This is a genomic window from Streptomyces sp. NPDC090022 (assembly GCF_044748145.1).
Classification (GTDB): domain Bacteria; phylum Actinomycetota; class Actinomycetes; order Streptomycetales; family Streptomycetaceae; genus Streptomyces.
The window spans coordinates 160,215-177,188 of sequence record NZ_JBIVFN010000014.1 but is presented as its reverse complement, the minus strand read 5'-3'; the positions used below and the strand labels follow the sequence as shown (position 1 = coordinate 177,188).

Here is a 16,974-nt window from a genome sequence, read left to right as displayed (position 1 = left end):
GGATCGGGAACCTTGATGCAGCCTGCTAATTCCTCTCAAGTCCCTTTGTGGCAGCCGAGACATGAGGTAGTGGGGCCGGAATGCGGCCGCCGTCCCGGAAGCGCACCGGGGCCTGGAAGCGGGCCCGGCGGGCGGCGCGCCGGAAGGTGGTCAGGACCGCCGGGCCCGCCAGGGTGATGCAGACGAAGTTCGTCACGGCCCGGCCGGTGTCCCAGCCGAGGGAGGTGGCGAGGTCGAAGGCGAGGTAGCGCTGGAACTGCTCGGTGAAGGGCAGGCCCGGCAGGTAGGCGATGGAGCTGTTCGGGTCGAGGGAGAACGGCCAGAAGGAGAGGTTGAGGAGGAAGCCGAAGAGGTAGCCGGAGACCGAGCCGTAGCCGGCCAGCAGGAACACCTCGCGCCGCCCGGTGGCCTTCGGCAGCATCCCGGCGAGCATGCCGACGAAGGCGCAGCCGAACATCTGGTACGGCATCCAGGGCCCGACCCCGCCGGTGATGAGCGCGGAGGCGAACAGCGACGTACAGCCGAGGGCGAAGCCGAAGCCCGGGCCGTACACGCGGCCGGCGAGGACCAGGATGAAGAAGACCGTCTCGATGCCCGCCGTGCCCGCCCCCAGCGGGCGCAGGGCGGCGTTGACCGCCGAGAGCACGCCGAGCATGGCCAGCGCCTTGGAGTTGATCCCGCCCTCGGCGATCTCGGAGAACACCACGCACAGGACGAGGACGAGCAGCACCCCGAAGATCAGCGGCGGCGCGTAGTTCGAGCCGAACTTCCCCGGGGCGACCACGAACGGCCAGAAGAAGGCGACCAGTCCGAGGAAGGCCGCGAGCGCGATGACGACGCCGGCGCGCGGGGTGATCCGGATGGCCGTCGCGGCGCGGGGCAGGTCCGTCACGGGGTGTCCTCGCTGTCCTCGCCGCCCTCGCGGTCCTCGCGGTCCTGGCGGTCCTCGTCGTTCGGGAGTACGGCGGCCACCTGGCCCACGGTCAGGAAGGGCAGCGGGGCCAGGATCTTGGCGACCTGCGGGGCGAACACCGGGGAGGCGACGATCACTTCGGTGGTCGGGCCGTCGGCGACCACATCACCCTCGGCCATCACCACCACCCGGTCGGCGGCGCGCGCCACGAACTCCACGTCGTGCGTGGAGATCACCACGGCCCGCCCCTGCGCGGCGAGGTCGTCGACGATCCGGATCAGCTGGTCCTTGGCCCGGTAGTCCAGACCCCGGGTGGGCTCGTCGAGGAGCACGACCCCGGGGGCGGCGGACAGCTGGATGGCGAGCACCAGGGCCAGCTTCTGGCCCTCGGACAGGTCGCGCGGGTGGGTCGCACCGTCGATGCCCGGGGCCAGCCGGTCGAGGATCTCGCGGGCGGCGGGCGCGTCGGCGCCGACGGCCGACTCGGAGTCCGCCTGGTCGAGTTCCTGCTTGACGCTCTCCAGGTAGAGCAGATCGGTGGGGGTCTGGGGGACCAGGCCCACGAGCCGGCGCGCCGCCGAGGCCGGCAGCTCGCGCGGATCGGCCGGCTCGCCCGCGCCGCCCTCGGCCGTCACCCGCACGCGGCCGGCCTTGCGCGGGCCGGATCCCTGGAGCGCCCACAGCAGCGAGGACTTGCCCGAACCGTTGCGGCCCATCAGCGCGGTGACCTCCCCCGAGCGCAGCGCGAGGTCGACCTCGCGGACGGCGGGCGTGCCGTGGTAGGTCACGGTCACGCCGCGCGCGTCGAGCAGGACCGGGGCGTCGCCGACCGGCGTACGGCCGCGCACCGGCGGCGCGGCGGTGGCGGCCAGGCGGCTCCGTACGGGGGCGGCCGCGCGCCGGGCGTCCCGGATCGACAGCGGCAGCGGGTCCCAGCCGGCGGTCCGGCCCAGTTCCACGATGGGCGGCGCGATGGGCGACGTGACGAAGACCTCGGCCGGTGTCCCGGCCACCACCCGGCCGTCGCCGGGCAGATGGATGACCCGGTCGGCGTACTGCACGACCCGCTCCAGCCGGTGCTCGGCGAGCAGCACCGTGACCCCGAGGTCGTGCACCAGCCGGGTGACGGCGGCCAGCACCTCCTCGGCGGCGGTCGGGTCGAGTGCGGACGTCGGCTCGTCCAGGACCAGCACGCGCGGGTGGGCGGTGAGGACGGAGCCGATCGCCACCCGCTGCTGCTGCCCGCCGGAGAGCTCGTGCAGGGCGCGGTGGCGCAGGTCGGCCAGGCCCAGCAGGTCCAGGGTCTCCTCGACGCGTTTGCGCATCACGGCCGGCGGCACCGCCAACTGCTCCATCGTGTACGCCAGTTCCTCCTCGACGGTGTCGGTGACGAAACCGTCGAGCGGATCCTGGCCGACCACGCCCACCACGTCGGCGAGCTCGCGCGGCGGATGCGTGGCCGTGTCGCGGCCGTCGACCGTGACCCGGCCGGAGAGGGTGCCGCCGGTGAAGTGCGGGACGAGCCCGTTGACCGCGCCGAGCAGGGTGGACTTGCCGACGCCGGTGTGGCCGATGACGAGGCACAACTCGCCCTCGTCGACCGTCAGGTCCACCTCGCGCAGGACCGGCTCGGCGGCGTCGTCGTACTGGACACTGACCTGGTCGAAGGTGATCACGTGGGTTCCTCGGTGCGCCGTGCCGGGACGGGCGGTGCGGGCCGGACGGGCGGTGCGGGCCGGACGGGCGGGGCCGGCGGCGGGGCCAGGAACCCGGCCGCGCCGGCGAGCAGGATCGCCGCGGCCGGTACCAGCGGCAGCGTCGGCCAGCTGAGCGGATAGATGGACGGGTTCAACTCGGCCGCGTTGAAGCCGATGTTGGTGAAGAGCAGCACGGCCGAGAGCACCCCGCACCCGGCGACGGCCCACTCGGGGAACCGCCACGGGTCGGGCCGGTACGTGGTCCGGGTGGTCCGGCGCCCGCCGAGCCGCAGCCCGGCGACGCACAGCACGCTCCCCGCCGCCAGCGCGGGCAGGCCCAGCAAGGTGGGCGCGGTCGCGTCCAGGAGCCCGTAGGCGCCCGCGCACAGGCCGCACATGCCCAGCAGCATCAGCGCGCCGGTGAGCCGCCGGGAGCCGCGGGTGGCGGTGCCGGCCCGGCCGTACCCCCGGGAGTCCATCGCGGCGGCCAGCCGCAACGAGCGCTCCAGGGCGTCCTCCAGGACGGGCACGACGATCCCGCGCAGTGCCCGCAGGCCCTTGGTGCGCCCGGCGCGCAGCCGGCGGGCCCTGACCACCCGCTGCACGCTCTGGACGAGTTGGGGTGCCACGCTGATCGACACCGTGACGGCGACGCCGAGTTCGTACAGCGCCCCGGGCAGCACCCGCAGCGCCCGCTTGGGGTTGGCCAGGGTGTTCGCGGCGCCGATGCAGCACAGCATGCACGCCAGGCGCAGCCCGTCGGTGGCGGCGGACAGCAGCGCCTCCAGGGAGACCGGGCCGCCGATCTGGATGCCGGCGTACCAGTCGGGGGTCGGGATGTGCGGCAGCGAGAACAGGAAGTGGTCGCGCGGGGTGATCCCGGTGGCGAAGACCGCCCGGAAGAGCACGCGGATCGCGACGACCGTGAGCGCGAGGTAGAGGTAGTACGTGAAACCGCGCGCCCAGGGGGCCTCGGTGCGGCGCATGGTGACGACGAAACCGAGGACCGCGAGGACGAGGAAGAGCAGCAGCGGGTTGTTGGTGCGGCTGACGGCGGTGGCCAGGGCCAGCGCCCAGATCCACCAGGCCACCGGGTGCAGGGTGCGGGGCAGCCGACGGCCGCCCGCGTCCGGCGCGGAGCCGGACACGGGCGGCGTGGCCGTTGCCGTGGTGGTGCGGGACACGCGGCTACTCCGTACGGCGGCGTCGCTTGGCGGCGTACACCCCGGCGGCGGCGATCAGCAGCACCAGCGCGCCGGTGGCGACGGCGGGCAGGTACGAGCCCGCGTCGTGCTCGGCGTCCGCGGCGGGCGCCGCGTCCACGACCGGGGGCCCGGCGGACGGCGCGGCGAGCGCGGCCGGTGCCGACGGGGTGGGCGAGGCGCTCTCCGACGGGGACGGGGAGGGCGAGGGGCTCTCCGGCGCGGACGGGGCCGGGGTCGGGGCGGGTGCCGGTGGTGTGCTCGGGGCCGGGTCGGCCGGCCGGGGCTGTTCCGGCTTGGGACCGGTGTTGACGTTCGGCGGCAGCGGGGCCGCCGTCCGGGTGTCCTTGGGTACCGGACCGCCCGTGGGCCGGTCGTTCTTGGCGCGCAGCTGGTCCGGGGTGACCCGGGGCTTGCCCTGGGTGCCCTCGACGTTCGTCGCGCCGAAGATCCACAGGTCGACGCTGCCGGGCTTCGGCTTGTAGAGCATCGCGCCCAGCTGGCTGTACTCCCAGGTGTTCTGGCCGGGGCCCGCGTGCCAGTACGACCAGTAGGCGGAGGCCGGCGGGGTCAGCACGCAGTCGTCCTGCTGGGGCGTCGGGTACTGCTTGCCGCCCTGGTGACCGCTGTAGCCGATCCGGCAGATGAACGCCGGGCCGTCGTGGCCGGTGCCGGTGGTGGCCCAGCCGCCCTGGTTGAGCAGCTCGTACCCCGTGGTGGGCGTCGTACCGCAGGAGCGGTAGACGGGCCCGCCCCAGTGGCTGAAGTCCACGGCCAGCACGACCCCGGAGGAGGTCGTGCACTGGCCCATCGGCTGCGGGGCCGCGGCGGCCGGGCCGGTGGTCGCGCCGAGCGCGGCCACCGTCAGGCCGAGGGCGGCCGCCGCCCGTACGACGGTGCGGGCGGCGGTACGGGTCAGGCGGGCGATCACCGGCCGCCCTCCGCGGAGTTGCGGCGGGCGCGGGCCGTGACGACGAGCCGCCAGCCGGCCAGCGTCAGCACGGCGGCCGCGGCCGCGAGGGCGCCGACCTGGACACCGGTGGAGGCGAGGCTGCCGCCCGAACCGCCCTGGGAGGCGGTGCCATGGGTGCCGCCGGTGCCGCCGGTGCTGCCGGTGCCGCCGGTGCCGCCGGTGCCACCCGCGCCTGCCGTGGTGCCCGAGGTGTCGCCGGGCGTGATGATGACGGGTGCGCCACCGGTGCTGCCCGAGGTTCCCGTGCCGCCGTTGCCGCCCGACGCACCTTCCGTGGCGGTGATGGTGGGGATCGGCTGCGGCGTGGTGCCGTCGAGGCTGCGGGTGAGGGTCGCGAAGGAGATGCCGGTGGTGCCGCCCAGGGCCTGTACGGAGGCGCGGACGTTGGAGCCGGGCTGCTTGTCCTTGGCGGTGTTGAAACCGCCGTCGGCGTTCTGCTGGCTCGCCAGGAACTTACGGGCCTTGGCGATCTGCGCCTCGTACTTCCCCGCGTCCAGGGACATGCCCTGGATGGCGAGGGCGGCGGAGTTGACGGAGTTGCCGGAGGCGCCCGGGAAGCCGCCGTCGGGCAACTGCTGCGCCGCGACCCAGGCCACGGCCTTGTCCACGGCCGCCTGCGACTGCGCGTCGGGGAGCAGGTCCAGGGTCATGGCGGCCATGGCGGTGGAGTCCACGTCGTCCCCGCTCGCGGTGACGAGCATGCTGTCGAAGGAGCCGTTGGGACGCTGGAGGCTCTTGAGGTAGGCGATCGGTTCGGCCGCGGCGGCCGACTCGCCGGCGCGGACCTGCGCGATGACGCCGAGGGACTGGTCGAAGACGGACTGGGCGTTGCCGTAGGCGCCCTTGCCGCCGCAGAACGGGACGGCCTTGGCGTTCGGGCTCGGTGCCCGGCAGGTGTCCTTGGCCAGGGCGGCGAGGAGGTTCTGGCCGCCGAAGTTGCGCGGGTCGCGGCCGACGGCCTCGGCGAGCAGCGCGGTCTTGCCGATGGCGCCGCCGACGGCGTACTTGGTGCCGATCAGGGTCCAGTCGTGGACGGTCCGGCCCGAGCCGTCCTTGCCGCCCTTGTCGAGGAAGTCGACGATGTTGCGCAGGGTGGCGTCGTCGGTGCCGGTGGCGGCGAGCGCGTAGGCACCGTCGATGGTCAGGCCGTACGTGGCGAAGTTGCGGGTTTCCTCCTCGTAGTACCGGCCCTGGATCAGGTTCTTGGGGCTGGTGATGAACGCGGTGGCCTTCTGGAGGTCGGGCCCGTCACCCGGCGGGACGGTCGGCTTGGGGCCGGTCGACGTCGGGGTGGGCGTGGGCGTCGGCTTCGGCGTGGGGGTCGGGGTGGGCGTCGGCGTGGGCGTGGGGGTCGGCGTGGGCGTGGGGGTCGGCGTGGGCGTGGGCGTGGGCGTCGGCGTGGGCGTCGGGGCGGTCTTCCGCGTGGTCAGCGCCACCAGGTCCGTCCTGCCGGCCGCGACGACCGCCGGGGCGGTGGCGTACACCTGGGAGTCGGTCAGCCCCTCCTCGAAGGAGAAGCCGCCCTCGGGGAGTTGCTGCTTGGAGAGCCAGAACAGACCCGCGTCGGCGTGCGCGGTGTCGCCGAGGGCGCGCAGCGCCTGCGCCGCCCAGCCGGTGGAACTCGCGCTGCCGGTGGTCATGTAGGCGGCGGCGGGCCAGCCGCCGGTGGGCAGCTGGGCCTTGCGCAGATGGGCGCGGGCCTTCTCCACGACCGTGTCGTGGCCGCCGGCCCGCTTGAGGGCCAGGGCGATCAGGCCGGTGGAGCTCGCGTCGCTGTCGCACCACTCGCCCGCGCGGATGAGGACGCCGGTGAAGCCGCCGTCCTCGCACTGGAGCAGCGTCAGCCGGTTCACGGCGTCGGCCGGCGGGGTCACCCCGCCGTTCAGCAGCGCGATGACGGCCATCGCCTGGGCGTCGGCCTGGCCGGTGGTGCGGAAGTCGCCCTTGGTCAGGCAGCCCTCCACCGTCTCGCCGTCGCCGATGTCGCGCGGGCAGACGTACTTCACCAGATCGCCGAGCAGGTCGTGCCCGCCGAAGGCGCGCGGGTCCTTGCCCGTGGCCTCGGCGACGAGCGCGAGCCGCGCGGCGGCGGACGCGTCCGGGATGCCGTCCTTGCCCGCCGGGTAGGCGTACGCGTCCGTCTGCTCGGGCGTCGCGAGGAAGTCCGCGATCCTCCGGGCCGCCGGGCTCTCGCGGTCGGCGCTCGCGAGGGCGTAGACGACCTCGGTGGTCAGCAGGTGGTTCGGGGTGGTGGAGCCCTCGTCGACGATCCGCTGCCCGTCGGTCAGCCGGCCGGTGAGCCAGCGCGTGGCGGCGGGCACGTCGACGGTGCCCGGCGGCACGGTGGGCGGGCCGGTCGGCCCGGTCGGCGTGGGGCGGGGGCCGCCGCCCCCGGCGCGTACGTCGTCGGGGGAGAACGTGGGCTTGCCACGCGTCCCGCCGATGTCCGTACCGCCGAACACCCAGGCGTCCACGTCGCCCGGCTTCGGCTGGCGGGCCATCGCGCCCAGCGGGCTGTACGTCCAGTTCTGCTGGCCGGGCGAGGCGATCCAGTACGACCAGTAGGCGGAGGCCTGCGGGGTGAGGACGCAGTCCTCGTTCTCCGGAGTGGGGTACTGCGTACCGGAGTTGAAGGAGCCGTTGCCGATCCGGCAGATGAAGCCGGGGCCGTCGTGGACGGTGCCCTCGGTGGTGAAGCCGGCCTCGTGCAGCAGGTCGTACCCCGTGGTGGGGGTGGTGTCGCAGCCCCGCTCGACCTTGCCGCCGAACGGGCCGAAGTCGACGGCGACGATCGCGCCGGTGGTCGCCGTGCAGCCCTCGACCGGGTCGGCCGAGGCGGACGTACTGCCGCTCAGGAAGGCCACGCCCGCCGTGAACGTCAGCAGCGCCGCGGACACGAGCGACAGCAGCCGCTTGCCCCCGACGCGTTGCTCTGCTTGCTCTGCGGTCCCCACCACGGCCCCTCGTGTCTGCCGGGCGGACGCGTGCGTGGCAAAGGGCTCCCGCCGGGCACCGTGGGCCCCGGGGAAGCCGATCGAACCACGCCGTAGTCCGCGACGGCGCTTCTCGCTGAAACCTGGCCCCAGGCATTCCGGCTCGCCCGGACGATGCCGGGCCCACGGCTGCGGGTCAGCGCCGGATTCAGACCGGCTTCCCCTGGAGCTGAGTGCTTATCAGTCGGAGTGGAACACGCGGATAAAGACAGCGTCAAGGTGCTCTGCGTCTCACTGGAGCGGCGCTCCAGCGGCGCCCGTAGCCCGCTCCGGGGTGGCTGGCGGACCATTGATCACTCGGGTAGCGTCCTGGGCTGCCACATGGGGGAATCCGGTGCGAAGCCGGAGCTGACGCGCAGCGGTGTGGGACGGCAGGGGCCGTTTCCGAGCCCGAATGCCCATCCGGCGATGCAGTACAGGAAGCCGTACCACGCGTTCCGGGCGGCGGCCCTCCGGTGTGCCCGGCCGCGCGTGGAGCGCGGCGTCGGGGGAGTTCGCCGGCAGCGGTCGGCGTCCGCCGATTCCAGGAGCAGGCCATGTCCCGTCCCCGTACCTCCCGCCGCCTCGCGCTCGCGGTGCCCGCCGCGCTGGCCGCGTTCGCCCTCACCGCGCTGCCCGCCGCCGCGACCTCGTCGCCCGCGCAGATCGCCACGTCCAAGACCAACGGCGTCGCCTACCTCAAGTCCCTCCAGGCCGCGGACGGTTCGTACGCCGGCGCCGGACTGTCCAACGAGTGGGCGTTCACCGCCTTCGCCGCGAGCGGTACGGCCGTCGCCGACGTCCACCCCGGTGGCGACACCACGAAGAACGCCCGGACCGTCTACCGCAACCTGCTCTCGACGGCGGGCTGGCCGCAGGCTTCCCCCGTGGTCACCGACTACGAGCGCGGCACGCTCAACGCGTACGCCGCCGGCATCGACCCGGCCCGGGTCTCGGCCTCCCGCAACCTCATCGCCCACGTCTACTCGTACTGGCAGACGGCGGAGGCGGGCTACTTCGGCCCGTCCGGGAACTTCAACGGCACCGTGTTCGCGGCCCTTTCGCTGGGCGGCGCCAAGACCCAGGCCGGCGGCAACCGCGTCCCGCAGGCGCTGACCGACGCCATGGTCACCCGGATCCGCGCCAACCAGCACGTGGACGGCGGCTGGACGTACCAGAAGGCCGAGGGCAACCCGACCGTCCTCAACTCCGCGAGCGACGTGGATATGACGGGTGCCGCCATGGCCGCGCTGTGCGTCTCCGGGGTCCCGGGCACCGACGCCGACGTCGTCCAGGCGAAGAACTTCCTCAAGGGCAAGCTGGCCAACACCACCGGCGCCTTCAACTCCCTGTACGGCATCAACACCAGCTCCAACGGCTGGGGCGTGGCGGGCCTGAACGCCTGCGGCATCAACCCGCAGACCGGGGACTTCCGCACGCCCGCGGGCAGGACCCCGATCGACTTCCTGATCGCCAACCAGTTCAACCCGGCCGGCGGCTTCAAGTACAAGCCGGCCGACACCACGCCGACGTCCTACGCCTCCATCGACGCCCTGCGCGCGGTCGCCGGCGGCGGCTTCACCACCGCCCCGCCGGTCCCGGTCACCCCGGGCGCCCCGCAGTGGGTGGCGCAGAGCACCTTCACCGCCGGTACGGCGACCAAGCTGGCCCTGACCGTCGACGACGGCACCGGCGGCCTCAAGGTCTGCTCGGTGGCCTTCACGCCCACCGGTACGACCACCACCCTCGGCGACGTCCTGGCCGCGGCCACCACCGGCGCCACCCCGGCGGGCTGCGTCACGAGCGTGACCCCCGCATCGGGCACCGGCACCATCACCGCGGTCAACGGCGTCTCCAACAGCGGTGGCTCGACCTGGAAGGTCAGCGTCGACGGCTCCGCCTTCGCCGGCGCGCAGCGCGAGAAGATCATCAACGTGGGTGACACCATCGCCCTGCGCTACGGCAGCTGACTGTTCCCCTCCTGGAAGGAACCGACGAGATCATGCGCGACACGGACGCGGCGCAGGACGAGGTCCTGCTGGCGGTCGAGGGCCGGGCCGGACACATCACGCTCAACCGTCCCAAGGCCCTCAATGCCCTCAGCCACCCCATGGTGCTGCGCATCGGGGAGGCGCTGACCGCCTGGGAGCGGGATCCCTCCGTACAGACCGTGGTGATCTCGGGCGCCGGTGAGCGGGGCCTGTGCGCGGGCGGTGACATCCGCGCCATCCACGCGGACGCCCGCGCGGGCGGCCACGCCTCGGCGGACTTCTGGCGGGACGAGTACCGGCTGAACGCGCGCATCGCCCGCTACCCCAAGCCGTACGTGGCGTTCATGGACGGCATCGTGATGGGCGGCGGGGTCGGGGTCTCGGCCCACGGCAGCGTCCGGATCGTCACCGAACGGTCCAGGGTCGCCATGCCGGAGACCGGCATCGGCTTCGTCCCCGACGTCGGCGGCACCTACCTGCTGGCGCTGGCCCCCGGCGAGCTGGGCACCCACCTGGCCCTGACGGGCGCGGCCATCGGCCCCGCCGACGCACTCCTGGCGGGGCTCGCCGACCACTTCGTCCCCTCCGACCGGCTCGGCGCCCTGGCGGCGGACCTCGCGCTCTCGCCCGTACGCGAGGTCCTCGCCCGGTACGTCGCCCCGCCGCCGCCCGGTGAGCTCGCCGGCCACCGGGCCTGGATCGACACCTGCTACGCGGCCGACACGGTCGAGGAGATCGTCGACCGGCTGCTCGCCACCGGCCTGACGGCTGCCAAGGAGACGGCCGACACCCTGGTCGCCAGGTCGCCCACCGCCCTGAAGGTCACCCTGGCCGCGCTGCGCCGGGCCCGGGATCTCGGCCCCCTGGAGCGGGTCCTGGAACAGGAGTACCGCGTCTCCTGCGCGGCGCTGGCCTCCGCCGACCTCGTCGAGGGCATCCGGGCCCAGGTCGTCGACAAGGACCGCGAGCCCCGCTGGTCGCCCGCCACCCTCGCCGAGGTCACCGAGGCGGACGTGGCCCGCTACTTCGCCCCGCTCGGCGAGGGGCGCGAGCTCCGCCTCGGCGACGGCGGCTCCCCGCAGGAGGCGCCCTGGTGACCACCGTCGCCTGCGGGGCGGGGCGGGGCCCGGAGTCCGCCCTCGGCCGCGGCCACGTCCGCCCGCCCCGGGCGGGCCGCCTCAGTGGAAGCGGACGGCCGCCGCCGCGAAGGCCGGGGCGTGGGCCGGTACGGACGCGAGGAGGGCCACCCACGAGCCGTCGGTGAACTCGATGTCCATCCGGCCCTTGGGGTGCGCCCCGGCCGGGTTGGCGCGCAGGGCGGCGACCTCAAGCCGGGGTGCCTCCCAGTACTGCCGCAGCGCGGGAGTGTTCTGCCAGACCGGCGAGACGTCGCTCAGGCCGAACCAGCGGCGGTCGGTGACGGCGAGCACCCCGGTGACCGAACCGCGTACGCCGGCCCGGCCGATGAGGAGGCGTCCGGCCGAGCTCTCCCAGCCGCCCTCCATGCCCGTGCCGTGCGCCGTCCCGCCGACGGCGGGCCCGGCCGCCCGGGAGCGGTGCGTGTCGTGCGAGCGTGAGGTGAGCAACTGGCGCAGCGCGCCCGGGAGTCTGGCCTCGATCCGGCGCCCGAGGTCCGCCGGGTCGGGTGGGGCGAGCAGCGACTCGGGCGGCTGCGGTACGCCGGGGGCGAGTGCGTATCCGCACGCGGCGATCAGCCGTTCGTCCGGACGCAGGAACCGGTGGGCCTGATCGCGCGCTTCCTCGTTCAACGCGCCTGCTCCTGTTCTGTCGTGGGGCTCCCGGCACGCTGTCGGCGCGTCACGGGACGCCGTGCGACGTCGTGGGTGGGCGCCGGACAGATCGTGTCCGGCACGCCACGATTGTCCCCTGGTGCCCCGCCTTCTTGATCATCGGGGTGCCCCGCGCGGACGTCGGGCCGACGCGCGTGCCGACGGCGGGCCGCCGCCGCAGTCGCCGCCCGCGCCGGATCCGGGGATGCCGCCGGCGGCCCAGGGCCGTGAGAGATCGCCCGCGTGCCGCTCCAGCGGGGCGGTTACCGCCGAGTTGCTCACAAGGAAGGTCACGCTGCCGGCCCGGTACCGGTCGTCCGTCCACTCGATCGGCCTGCCGGTGTGCGTACTGGTCAGGTGACGCTGGCGCAACAGCGGGCTGCCCCGGCGCAGTTCGAGCAGGCGCGCGTCCTCGGACCCGGCCGGCAGGACGTCGATGAGGTGCTCGCCGTAGTGCGCGACGATGCCGGAGTCCTTGGCCAGGCTGTCCATGACCGAGCGGCAGTCGTCCGGCAGCGCCTCGACCGCCGGGGCGACCCAGTCCGCGTACGCGGTCCGCTCCACCATGGTGGGCTCCCCGTCCAGGCAGCGCAGCCGCAGGACGTAGAGGATCTCGGTGCCCGGCGCCAGCGCCAGCCTCCCGGCCTCCTCGTCGGTGGCCGCCCGGCGGGTGCGCCCCAGGAACCGGCTGGTGACCTCGTGGCCCATGCCCTGGGCCCACTGGGCGAAGCTGTTGAGCTCGCCGAAGCTGTGCCGGCGCTCCTGGCGCAGCACGATCCGGCGCGCCCCCTGCCGGGAGCCGATCAGCCCCTCGGCGGCGAGCACGGCCACGGCCTGGCGCACGGTGCCGCGGGAGGCCGACCAGCGGGCGGCGAGGTCGCTCTCGGAGGGCAGCTCGGCGCCCACCGGGTGCTCCCCGGCCAGGATCGCCGCGCGCAGCGCCTCCGCGATCTCCAGATACCGGGCCGTGCCCATCCGTCCGCCTCCCCGCTCTGCCGCAGTGCTCCTGACGATCAAGTCAACACTCCTGACTCTAGCCGCGGGCAACCATCCGGACCTGCTGTGTTGCGGATCGCACTCCCGCTGTCACGCCGGATTCCGGCCATCCCCACTTCTTCGTCGCACCGTGCTCCGCCGGGCATCCGCCGTTCATGTTCCGTACAGGGACCCCCGGCGAACTAGGGGCAACTTGTTCAGACAAGTGAACCCCTTCGTCTCTGGGAGAGACCGTGTTCAGATCCCCTGCCCGCGGCGCCGCCGCGCTGCTCGGTGCCGCCGTCCTCGCCACCCTCACCGCGTGCGGTGCGGCCCCCGACACCACCGCCAAGGGCGGCGACGCCAAGGGTGGCGTCCCGGCAGGTACGGCCACCTCGGCCGCGGAGTTCGGGGGCAGGTCCGCCCTCGTCACGGCCGCCGAGAAGGAGGGGCAGCTCAACGTCATCGCGCTGCCGCCGGACTGGGCGAACTACGGCGAGCTGATCAAGGCCTTCGAGGCCAAGTACAAGATCAAGGTCAACAGCGAGAACCCGGACGCCTCCAGCGCCGACGAGATCGCCGCGGTGAAGTCCCGCAAGGGCCAGAAGCGCGCCCCCGACGTCCTGGACCTCGGCATCGCCTTCGCGCGCAGCGGCGCCGAGGAGGGCCTGTTCGCCCCGTACAAGGTCGAGGCGTGGGACAAGATCCCGGCCGGCCAGAAGGACGCGGACGGCCGCTGGTACAACGACTACGGCGGCTACGTCTCCATCGGCTGCGACGCGGCGAAGATCGCGAACTGCCCGACCACCTTCGCGGACCTGCTCAAGCCCGAGTACAAGGGCAAGGTCGCCCTCAACGGCAACCCCACCAAGTCGGGTTCGGCCTTCGGCGGCGTGTACGCGGCCGCCCTGGCCAACAAGGGCTCCTTCGCCGACATCCAGCCGGGCATCGACTTCTTCGGGCAGCTGCGCAAGAGCGGCAACTTCATCCCCGTCGAGTCCACCCCGGCCACCGTCGAGAAGGGCGAGACGCCCATCTCCATCGACTGGGACTACCTCAACGCCGGCTACGCCGACCAGTTCAAGGGCAAGGGCGTCGACTGGAAGGTCACCGTGCCCAGCGACGGCGTCTACGCCCAGTACTACTCGCAGGCCATCAACAAGGAGGCCCCGAACCCGGCGGCCGCCCGCCTGTGGATGGAGTTCCTCTACAGCGCCGAGGGCCAGAACCTGTGGCTCAAGGGCTACGCCCGCCCGGTCCTGCTGCCGGCCATGACCCAGGACGGCACCGTCGACAAGGCCGCCGTCGCCAAGCTCCCGCAGGTCCAGGGCACCCCGTCCTTCCCGGCCTCCGCCAAGCTCGACAAGGCCAAGGCCACCCTCTCCGAGAAGTGGGACAAGGCCCTCTCCTGATGCCCGCCACCCCCACCACCCCTCACCCGGGGGGAACCGCCGGCGGCACCCGCCGCCGGCGGCGCGGCCCGCGCACCTGGCTCGCCGCCCTCCCGCTCCTCGTCTTCGCGGGGCTCTGCTTCGGACTCCCGCTCGGCGCGATCGCCTTCGGTGCCGTCACCGCCACCGACCCCGCGAGCGGTGCCACCCGTATGACCGGCGAGCACCTCCAGCGCTCGCTCCAGGGCCCCTACCTCGGCTCGCTCATCGGCAGCGTGCAGCTCTCCGCCCTCACCGCACTCGTCGGCGGCGTGCTCGGCGTCCTGATCGCGCAGGCCGTGGTCACCTCGCGCTCGTCGGCCCTGCGGGGCGCGGTCCTGACCGCCTCGGGCGTGCTCGCGAACTTCGGCGGCGTCCCGCTCGCGTTCGCGTTCATCGCCACCGTGGGCATCTCCGGGGTCGTCACCCAGCTCGCCGAGCTCACCAGCCTCGGCTGGAACCTGTACTCCTTCACCGGGCTCACCGTCGTCTACCTGTACTTCCTCGTGCCGCTGATGGTCCTCGTGATCGTCCCGGCCCTGGACGGACTGCGCCCGCAGTGGCGCGAGGCCGCGCAGAACGCCGGTGCGAGCGGCGGGCAGTTCTGGCGCCACGTGGGGCTCCCCGTCCTCGCGCCCAGCCTGCTCGGCGGCTTCGTCCTGCTCTTCGGTACGGCCTTCGCCGCCCACGCCACGGCCGCCGCGCTGGTCGGCGGCTCCGTGCCGCTGGTCACGCTGAAGATCGCCGACGCGCTCTCCGGCAACGTGCTGACCGGCCAGGAGAACGTGGCACTCGCCCTCGGGCTCGACATGATCCTGATCGCCGGCCTGGTCATGGCGGTCTACCTGCCTCTCCAGCGACGGAGCGCCCGATGGCTGCGATGACCCCGACCACCCCGGAGACCGGCCCGACGGCGCAGGACTCGGCCCAGGACACGGCTGCGGCCACGGCTGCGGCCACGGCCCGGGACACGGCCACGGCCCAGGACACGGCCGCGGCCACGGTGACGGATACGGCGGCCCCGGCCCCGGCTCCCGCGCCGGCCGCCCGCACGGCCGCCGCCGGGCCGCGCCGCCGCCCCCGCGTCTGGCGGGGCGCCGTCCTGCTCCTGGCCGGCGCGTACTTCCTGCTCCCGCTCGTCGCCTCGTTCGTCTTCACCGTGCACGTGCCCGGCCAGGGCGTCTCCTTCGCGGCGTACACCGAACTGCTCGCCGCCGACGGCTTCACCGAGAGCCTGCTGCTCTCGCTGGGCCTGGCCGCCGCCACCATCGCGCTGTCGCTGCTGCTCGCCGTGCCCGCGCTGGTGGCCGTGCACCTGGGCTCGCCGCGGCTGCGGCCGGTCGTCGAAGTGGTCTGCATGCTCCCCCTCGTCGTGCCGCCCATCGCCCTGGTCACCGGGATCACCACGGTGCTGCGCTGGGGCCCCGACCACCTCTCGCGCACCCCGCTGTACCAGACGTTCCTCGCGGTCCAGGACGAGAACTTCCCCCTCGTCCTGGTCCTCGCGTACACGGTGCTGGCGCTGCCCTTCGTGTACCGCTCGCTGGACGCGGGCCTGCGCGCCATCGACGTCCCCACCCTGGTGGAGGCGGCCCGCAACTGCGGGGCGAGCTGGCCGTACGTCGTGCGGCGCGTCCTGCTGCCGAACCTGCGGACCTCGCTGGCCGGAGCCGCGTTCCTCACCCTGGCCCTGGTGCTCGGGGAGTTCACGATCGCCTCGCTGCTGGGCTTCCAGCCCTTCGCCGTGTGGATCGTCTCGATCGCCGGCGCCCAGGCCCGGATGTCGGTCGCCGTCTCCCTCCTCAGCCTGCTGATCACCTGGGGCCTGCTGCTCCTGCTCTCCCGTGCCGGCACCGCCCCGGGGGCCGCCTCCGCCGCCCCCGCCGCCGGCACGTCCGCCGCCTCCCGCAAGGAGTCCCCGTCCTGATGTCCACCACCCTTCCCGCGGCGACCCCGTCCGAGCAGGAGCGGTCCGCCACCACCGGCGCGCGCGTCGAATTCCGCGGCCTGCGCCGGGCGTTCGGCTCCACCCTCGCCCTCGACGGCCTCGACCTGACCGCCGAACCCGGCGAACTGCTCGCCCTGCTCGGCCCCTCCGGCTGCGGCAAGACCACCGCCCTGCGCGTCCTCGCCGGCTTCGAGCAGCCCGACTCCGGCGACGTCCTGGTCGACGGCGAGGACATCACCCGGGTCCCGGCCAACCGCCGCGACGCCGGGATGGTCTTCCAGTCGTACAGTCTCTTCCCGAACCTGAACGCCCGCGACAACGTGGCCTTCGGCCTGCGCGTGCGGGGGGCCGGTGCCGCGCAGCGCCGCGAGCGGGCCGCCGAACTCCTGGACCTGGTGGGCCTGCCGGACCACGGCGACCGCTACCCGCACCAGATGTCGGGCGGCCAGCAGCAGCGCGTCGCGCTGGCCCGCGCGCTCGCCCTGCGCCCGCGCGTACTGCTCCTGGACGAGCCCCTGTCGGCCCTGGACGCCAAGGTCCGGGCGAACCTGCGCGACGAGATCCGCCGCCTCCAGCTCTCCCTGGGCATCACCACCATCTTCGTCACGCACGACCAGGAGGAGGCGCTGTCGATGGCGGACCGCGTCGCCGTCCTGAACGCCGGCCGGCTGGAGCAGTGCGCGGCCCCCGCCGAGCTGTACGAGCGCCCCGCGACGCCGTTCGTTGCCGAGTTCGTCGGCACCATGAACCGCCTCCCCGGCCGGCTCGCCGGATCCGGCGAGGTCGAGGCGCTGGGATCCCGGCTGCCCGTGGACGGCCCCGTGCCGGACGCCACCGACGTCGAGGTCCTCGTACGCCCCGAGAACGTCACCGCGACCGCCGACCCCGACGGCACGGCGACCGTGGTCTCCGCCTCCTTCTTCGGCTCGGTCACCCGTGTCCACCTCGACCTGCCCGGCGGTACGCGGGTCAAGGCCGACCTCGCCTCCCGGGACGCGGGCGCGCTGACGCCGGGCGCCCGGGCGGCCGTGGGCCTCGCGCAGCGACCGGTCCTCGTCGTGGCGGGGACGGCCGGGTGAGCGC

At 74.1% G+C, this 16,974-nt stretch carries 13 protein-coding genes and 2 riboswitches; of the genes, 6 read left to right on the top strand and 7 right to left on the bottom strand.

Annotation, left to right across the window (positions count from 1 at the left end; all coding sequences use genetic code 11):
* Nucleotides 1-25 precede the first annotated feature (25 nt).
* Genes ACIPXB_RS23800 through ACIPXB_RS23780 form a run of 5 tightly spaced genes read right to left on the bottom strand, consistent with a single transcriptional unit; the run spans nt 26 to nt 7,739 of the window.
* Nucleotides 26-892, bottom strand: a complete 867-nt coding sequence (locus tag ACIPXB_RS23800) for an ECF transporter S component (protein WP_401453041.1) — start codon at nt 890-892, stop codon at nt 26-28.
* On the bottom strand, nt 889-2,589 hold the full coding sequence (locus tag ACIPXB_RS23795) for an ABC transporter ATP-binding protein (RefSeq protein WP_401453039.1): 1,701 nt from the start codon (nt 2,587-2,589) through the stop codon (nt 889-891). The genes ACIPXB_RS23800 and ACIPXB_RS23795 overlap by 4 nt, the downstream gene beginning before the upstream one ends.
* Complete coding sequence (locus tag ACIPXB_RS23790; RefSeq protein ID WP_401453037.1) at nt 2,586-3,794, bottom strand: energy-coupling factor transporter transmembrane component T; 1,209 nt, start codon at nt 3,792-3,794, stop codon at nt 2,586-2,588. Before ACIPXB_RS23790 ends, ACIPXB_RS23795 begins: the two co-directional genes overlap by 4 nt.
* Nucleotides 3,795-3,798: 4 nt before the next feature.
* On the bottom strand, nt 3,799-4,743 hold the full coding sequence (locus ACIPXB_RS23785; RefSeq protein WP_401453036.1) for a hypothetical protein: 945 nt from the start codon (nt 4,741-4,743) through the stop codon (nt 3,799-3,801).
* A complete protein-coding gene (locus ACIPXB_RS23780) occupies nt 4,740-7,739 on the bottom strand; it encodes a prenyltransferase/squalene oxidase repeat-containing protein (RefSeq protein WP_401453091.1) in 3,000 nt (999 codons plus the stop codon). The genes ACIPXB_RS23785 and ACIPXB_RS23780 overlap by 4 nt, the downstream gene beginning before the upstream one ends.
* Before the next feature lie 131 nt (nt 7,740-7,870).
* A riboswitch (cobalamin riboswitch) is annotated at nt 7,871-7,941 on the bottom strand.
* A gap of 119 nt (nt 7,942-8,060) precedes the next feature.
* A riboswitch (cobalamin riboswitch) is annotated at nt 8,061-8,199 on the top strand.
* A 115-nt stretch (nt 8,200-8,314) separates the two neighbouring features.
* Between ACIPXB_RS23780 and ACIPXB_RS23775 the strand changes: the two genes are divergently transcribed.
* Together ACIPXB_RS23775 and ACIPXB_RS23770 are read left to right on the top strand one after the other, a co-directional pair.
* The gene (locus ACIPXB_RS23775) at nt 8,315-9,727 is read left to right on the top strand and encodes a hypothetical protein (RefSeq protein ID WP_401453034.1); all 1,413 of its coding nucleotides are present in this window, start codon (nt 8,315-8,317) and stop codon (nt 9,725-9,727) included.
* A 32-nt stretch (nt 9,728-9,759) separates the two neighbouring features.
* Nucleotides 9,760-10,845 carry an enoyl-CoA hydratase/isomerase family protein gene (locus tag ACIPXB_RS23770; RefSeq protein ID WP_401453032.1) on the top strand — a complete coding sequence of 362 codons (1,086 nt, stop codon included), beginning with the start codon at nt 9,760-9,762 and terminating at the stop codon, nt 10,843-10,845.
* A gap of 81 nt (nt 10,846-10,926) precedes the next feature.
* On the opposite strand, the gene ACIPXB_RS23765 is transcribed toward ACIPXB_RS23770, so the two are convergent.
* Both ACIPXB_RS23765 and ACIPXB_RS23760 read right to left on the bottom strand, forming a co-directional pair.
* Nucleotides 10,927-11,517, bottom strand: a complete 591-nt coding sequence (locus tag ACIPXB_RS23765) for a hypothetical protein (RefSeq protein WP_401453030.1) — start codon at nt 11,515-11,517, stop codon at nt 10,927-10,929.
* 138 nt (nt 11,518-11,655) lie between these two features.
* On the bottom strand, nt 11,656-12,513 hold the full coding sequence (locus ACIPXB_RS23760; RefSeq protein ID WP_401453028.1) for a GntR family transcriptional regulator: 858 nt from the start codon (nt 12,511-12,513) through the stop codon (nt 11,656-11,658).
* Nucleotides 12,514-12,767: 254 nt separating this feature from the next.
* Between ACIPXB_RS23760 and ACIPXB_RS23755 the strand changes: the two genes are divergently transcribed.
* From ACIPXB_RS23755 to ACIPXB_RS23740, 4 genes are all read left to right on the top strand, one after another.
* Complete coding sequence (locus ACIPXB_RS23755; RefSeq protein WP_401453026.1) at nt 12,768-13,925, top strand: ABC transporter substrate-binding protein; 1,158 nt, start codon at nt 12,768-12,770, stop codon at nt 13,923-13,925.
* Nucleotides 13,925-14,827, top strand: coding sequence for an ABC transporter permease (locus ACIPXB_RS23750; protein WP_401453024.1), 903 nt, complete (start codon nt 13,925-13,927; stop codon nt 14,825-14,827). Before ACIPXB_RS23755 ends, ACIPXB_RS23750 begins: the two co-directional genes overlap by 1 nt.
* A gap of 218 nt (nt 14,828-15,045) precedes the next feature.
* Nucleotides 15,046-15,870: an ABC transporter permease gene (locus tag ACIPXB_RS23745; RefSeq protein ID WP_401453089.1), complete on the top strand. Its 825-nt coding sequence runs from the start codon at nt 15,046-15,048 to the stop codon at nt 15,868-15,870.
* Entirely contained in the window at nt 15,870-16,970 is a 1,101-nt protein-coding gene (locus ACIPXB_RS23740; protein WP_401453022.1) for an ABC transporter ATP-binding protein, read from the top strand. The genes ACIPXB_RS23745 and ACIPXB_RS23740 overlap by 1 nt, the downstream gene beginning before the upstream one ends.
* Nucleotides 16,971-16,974 lie beyond the last annotated feature (4 nt).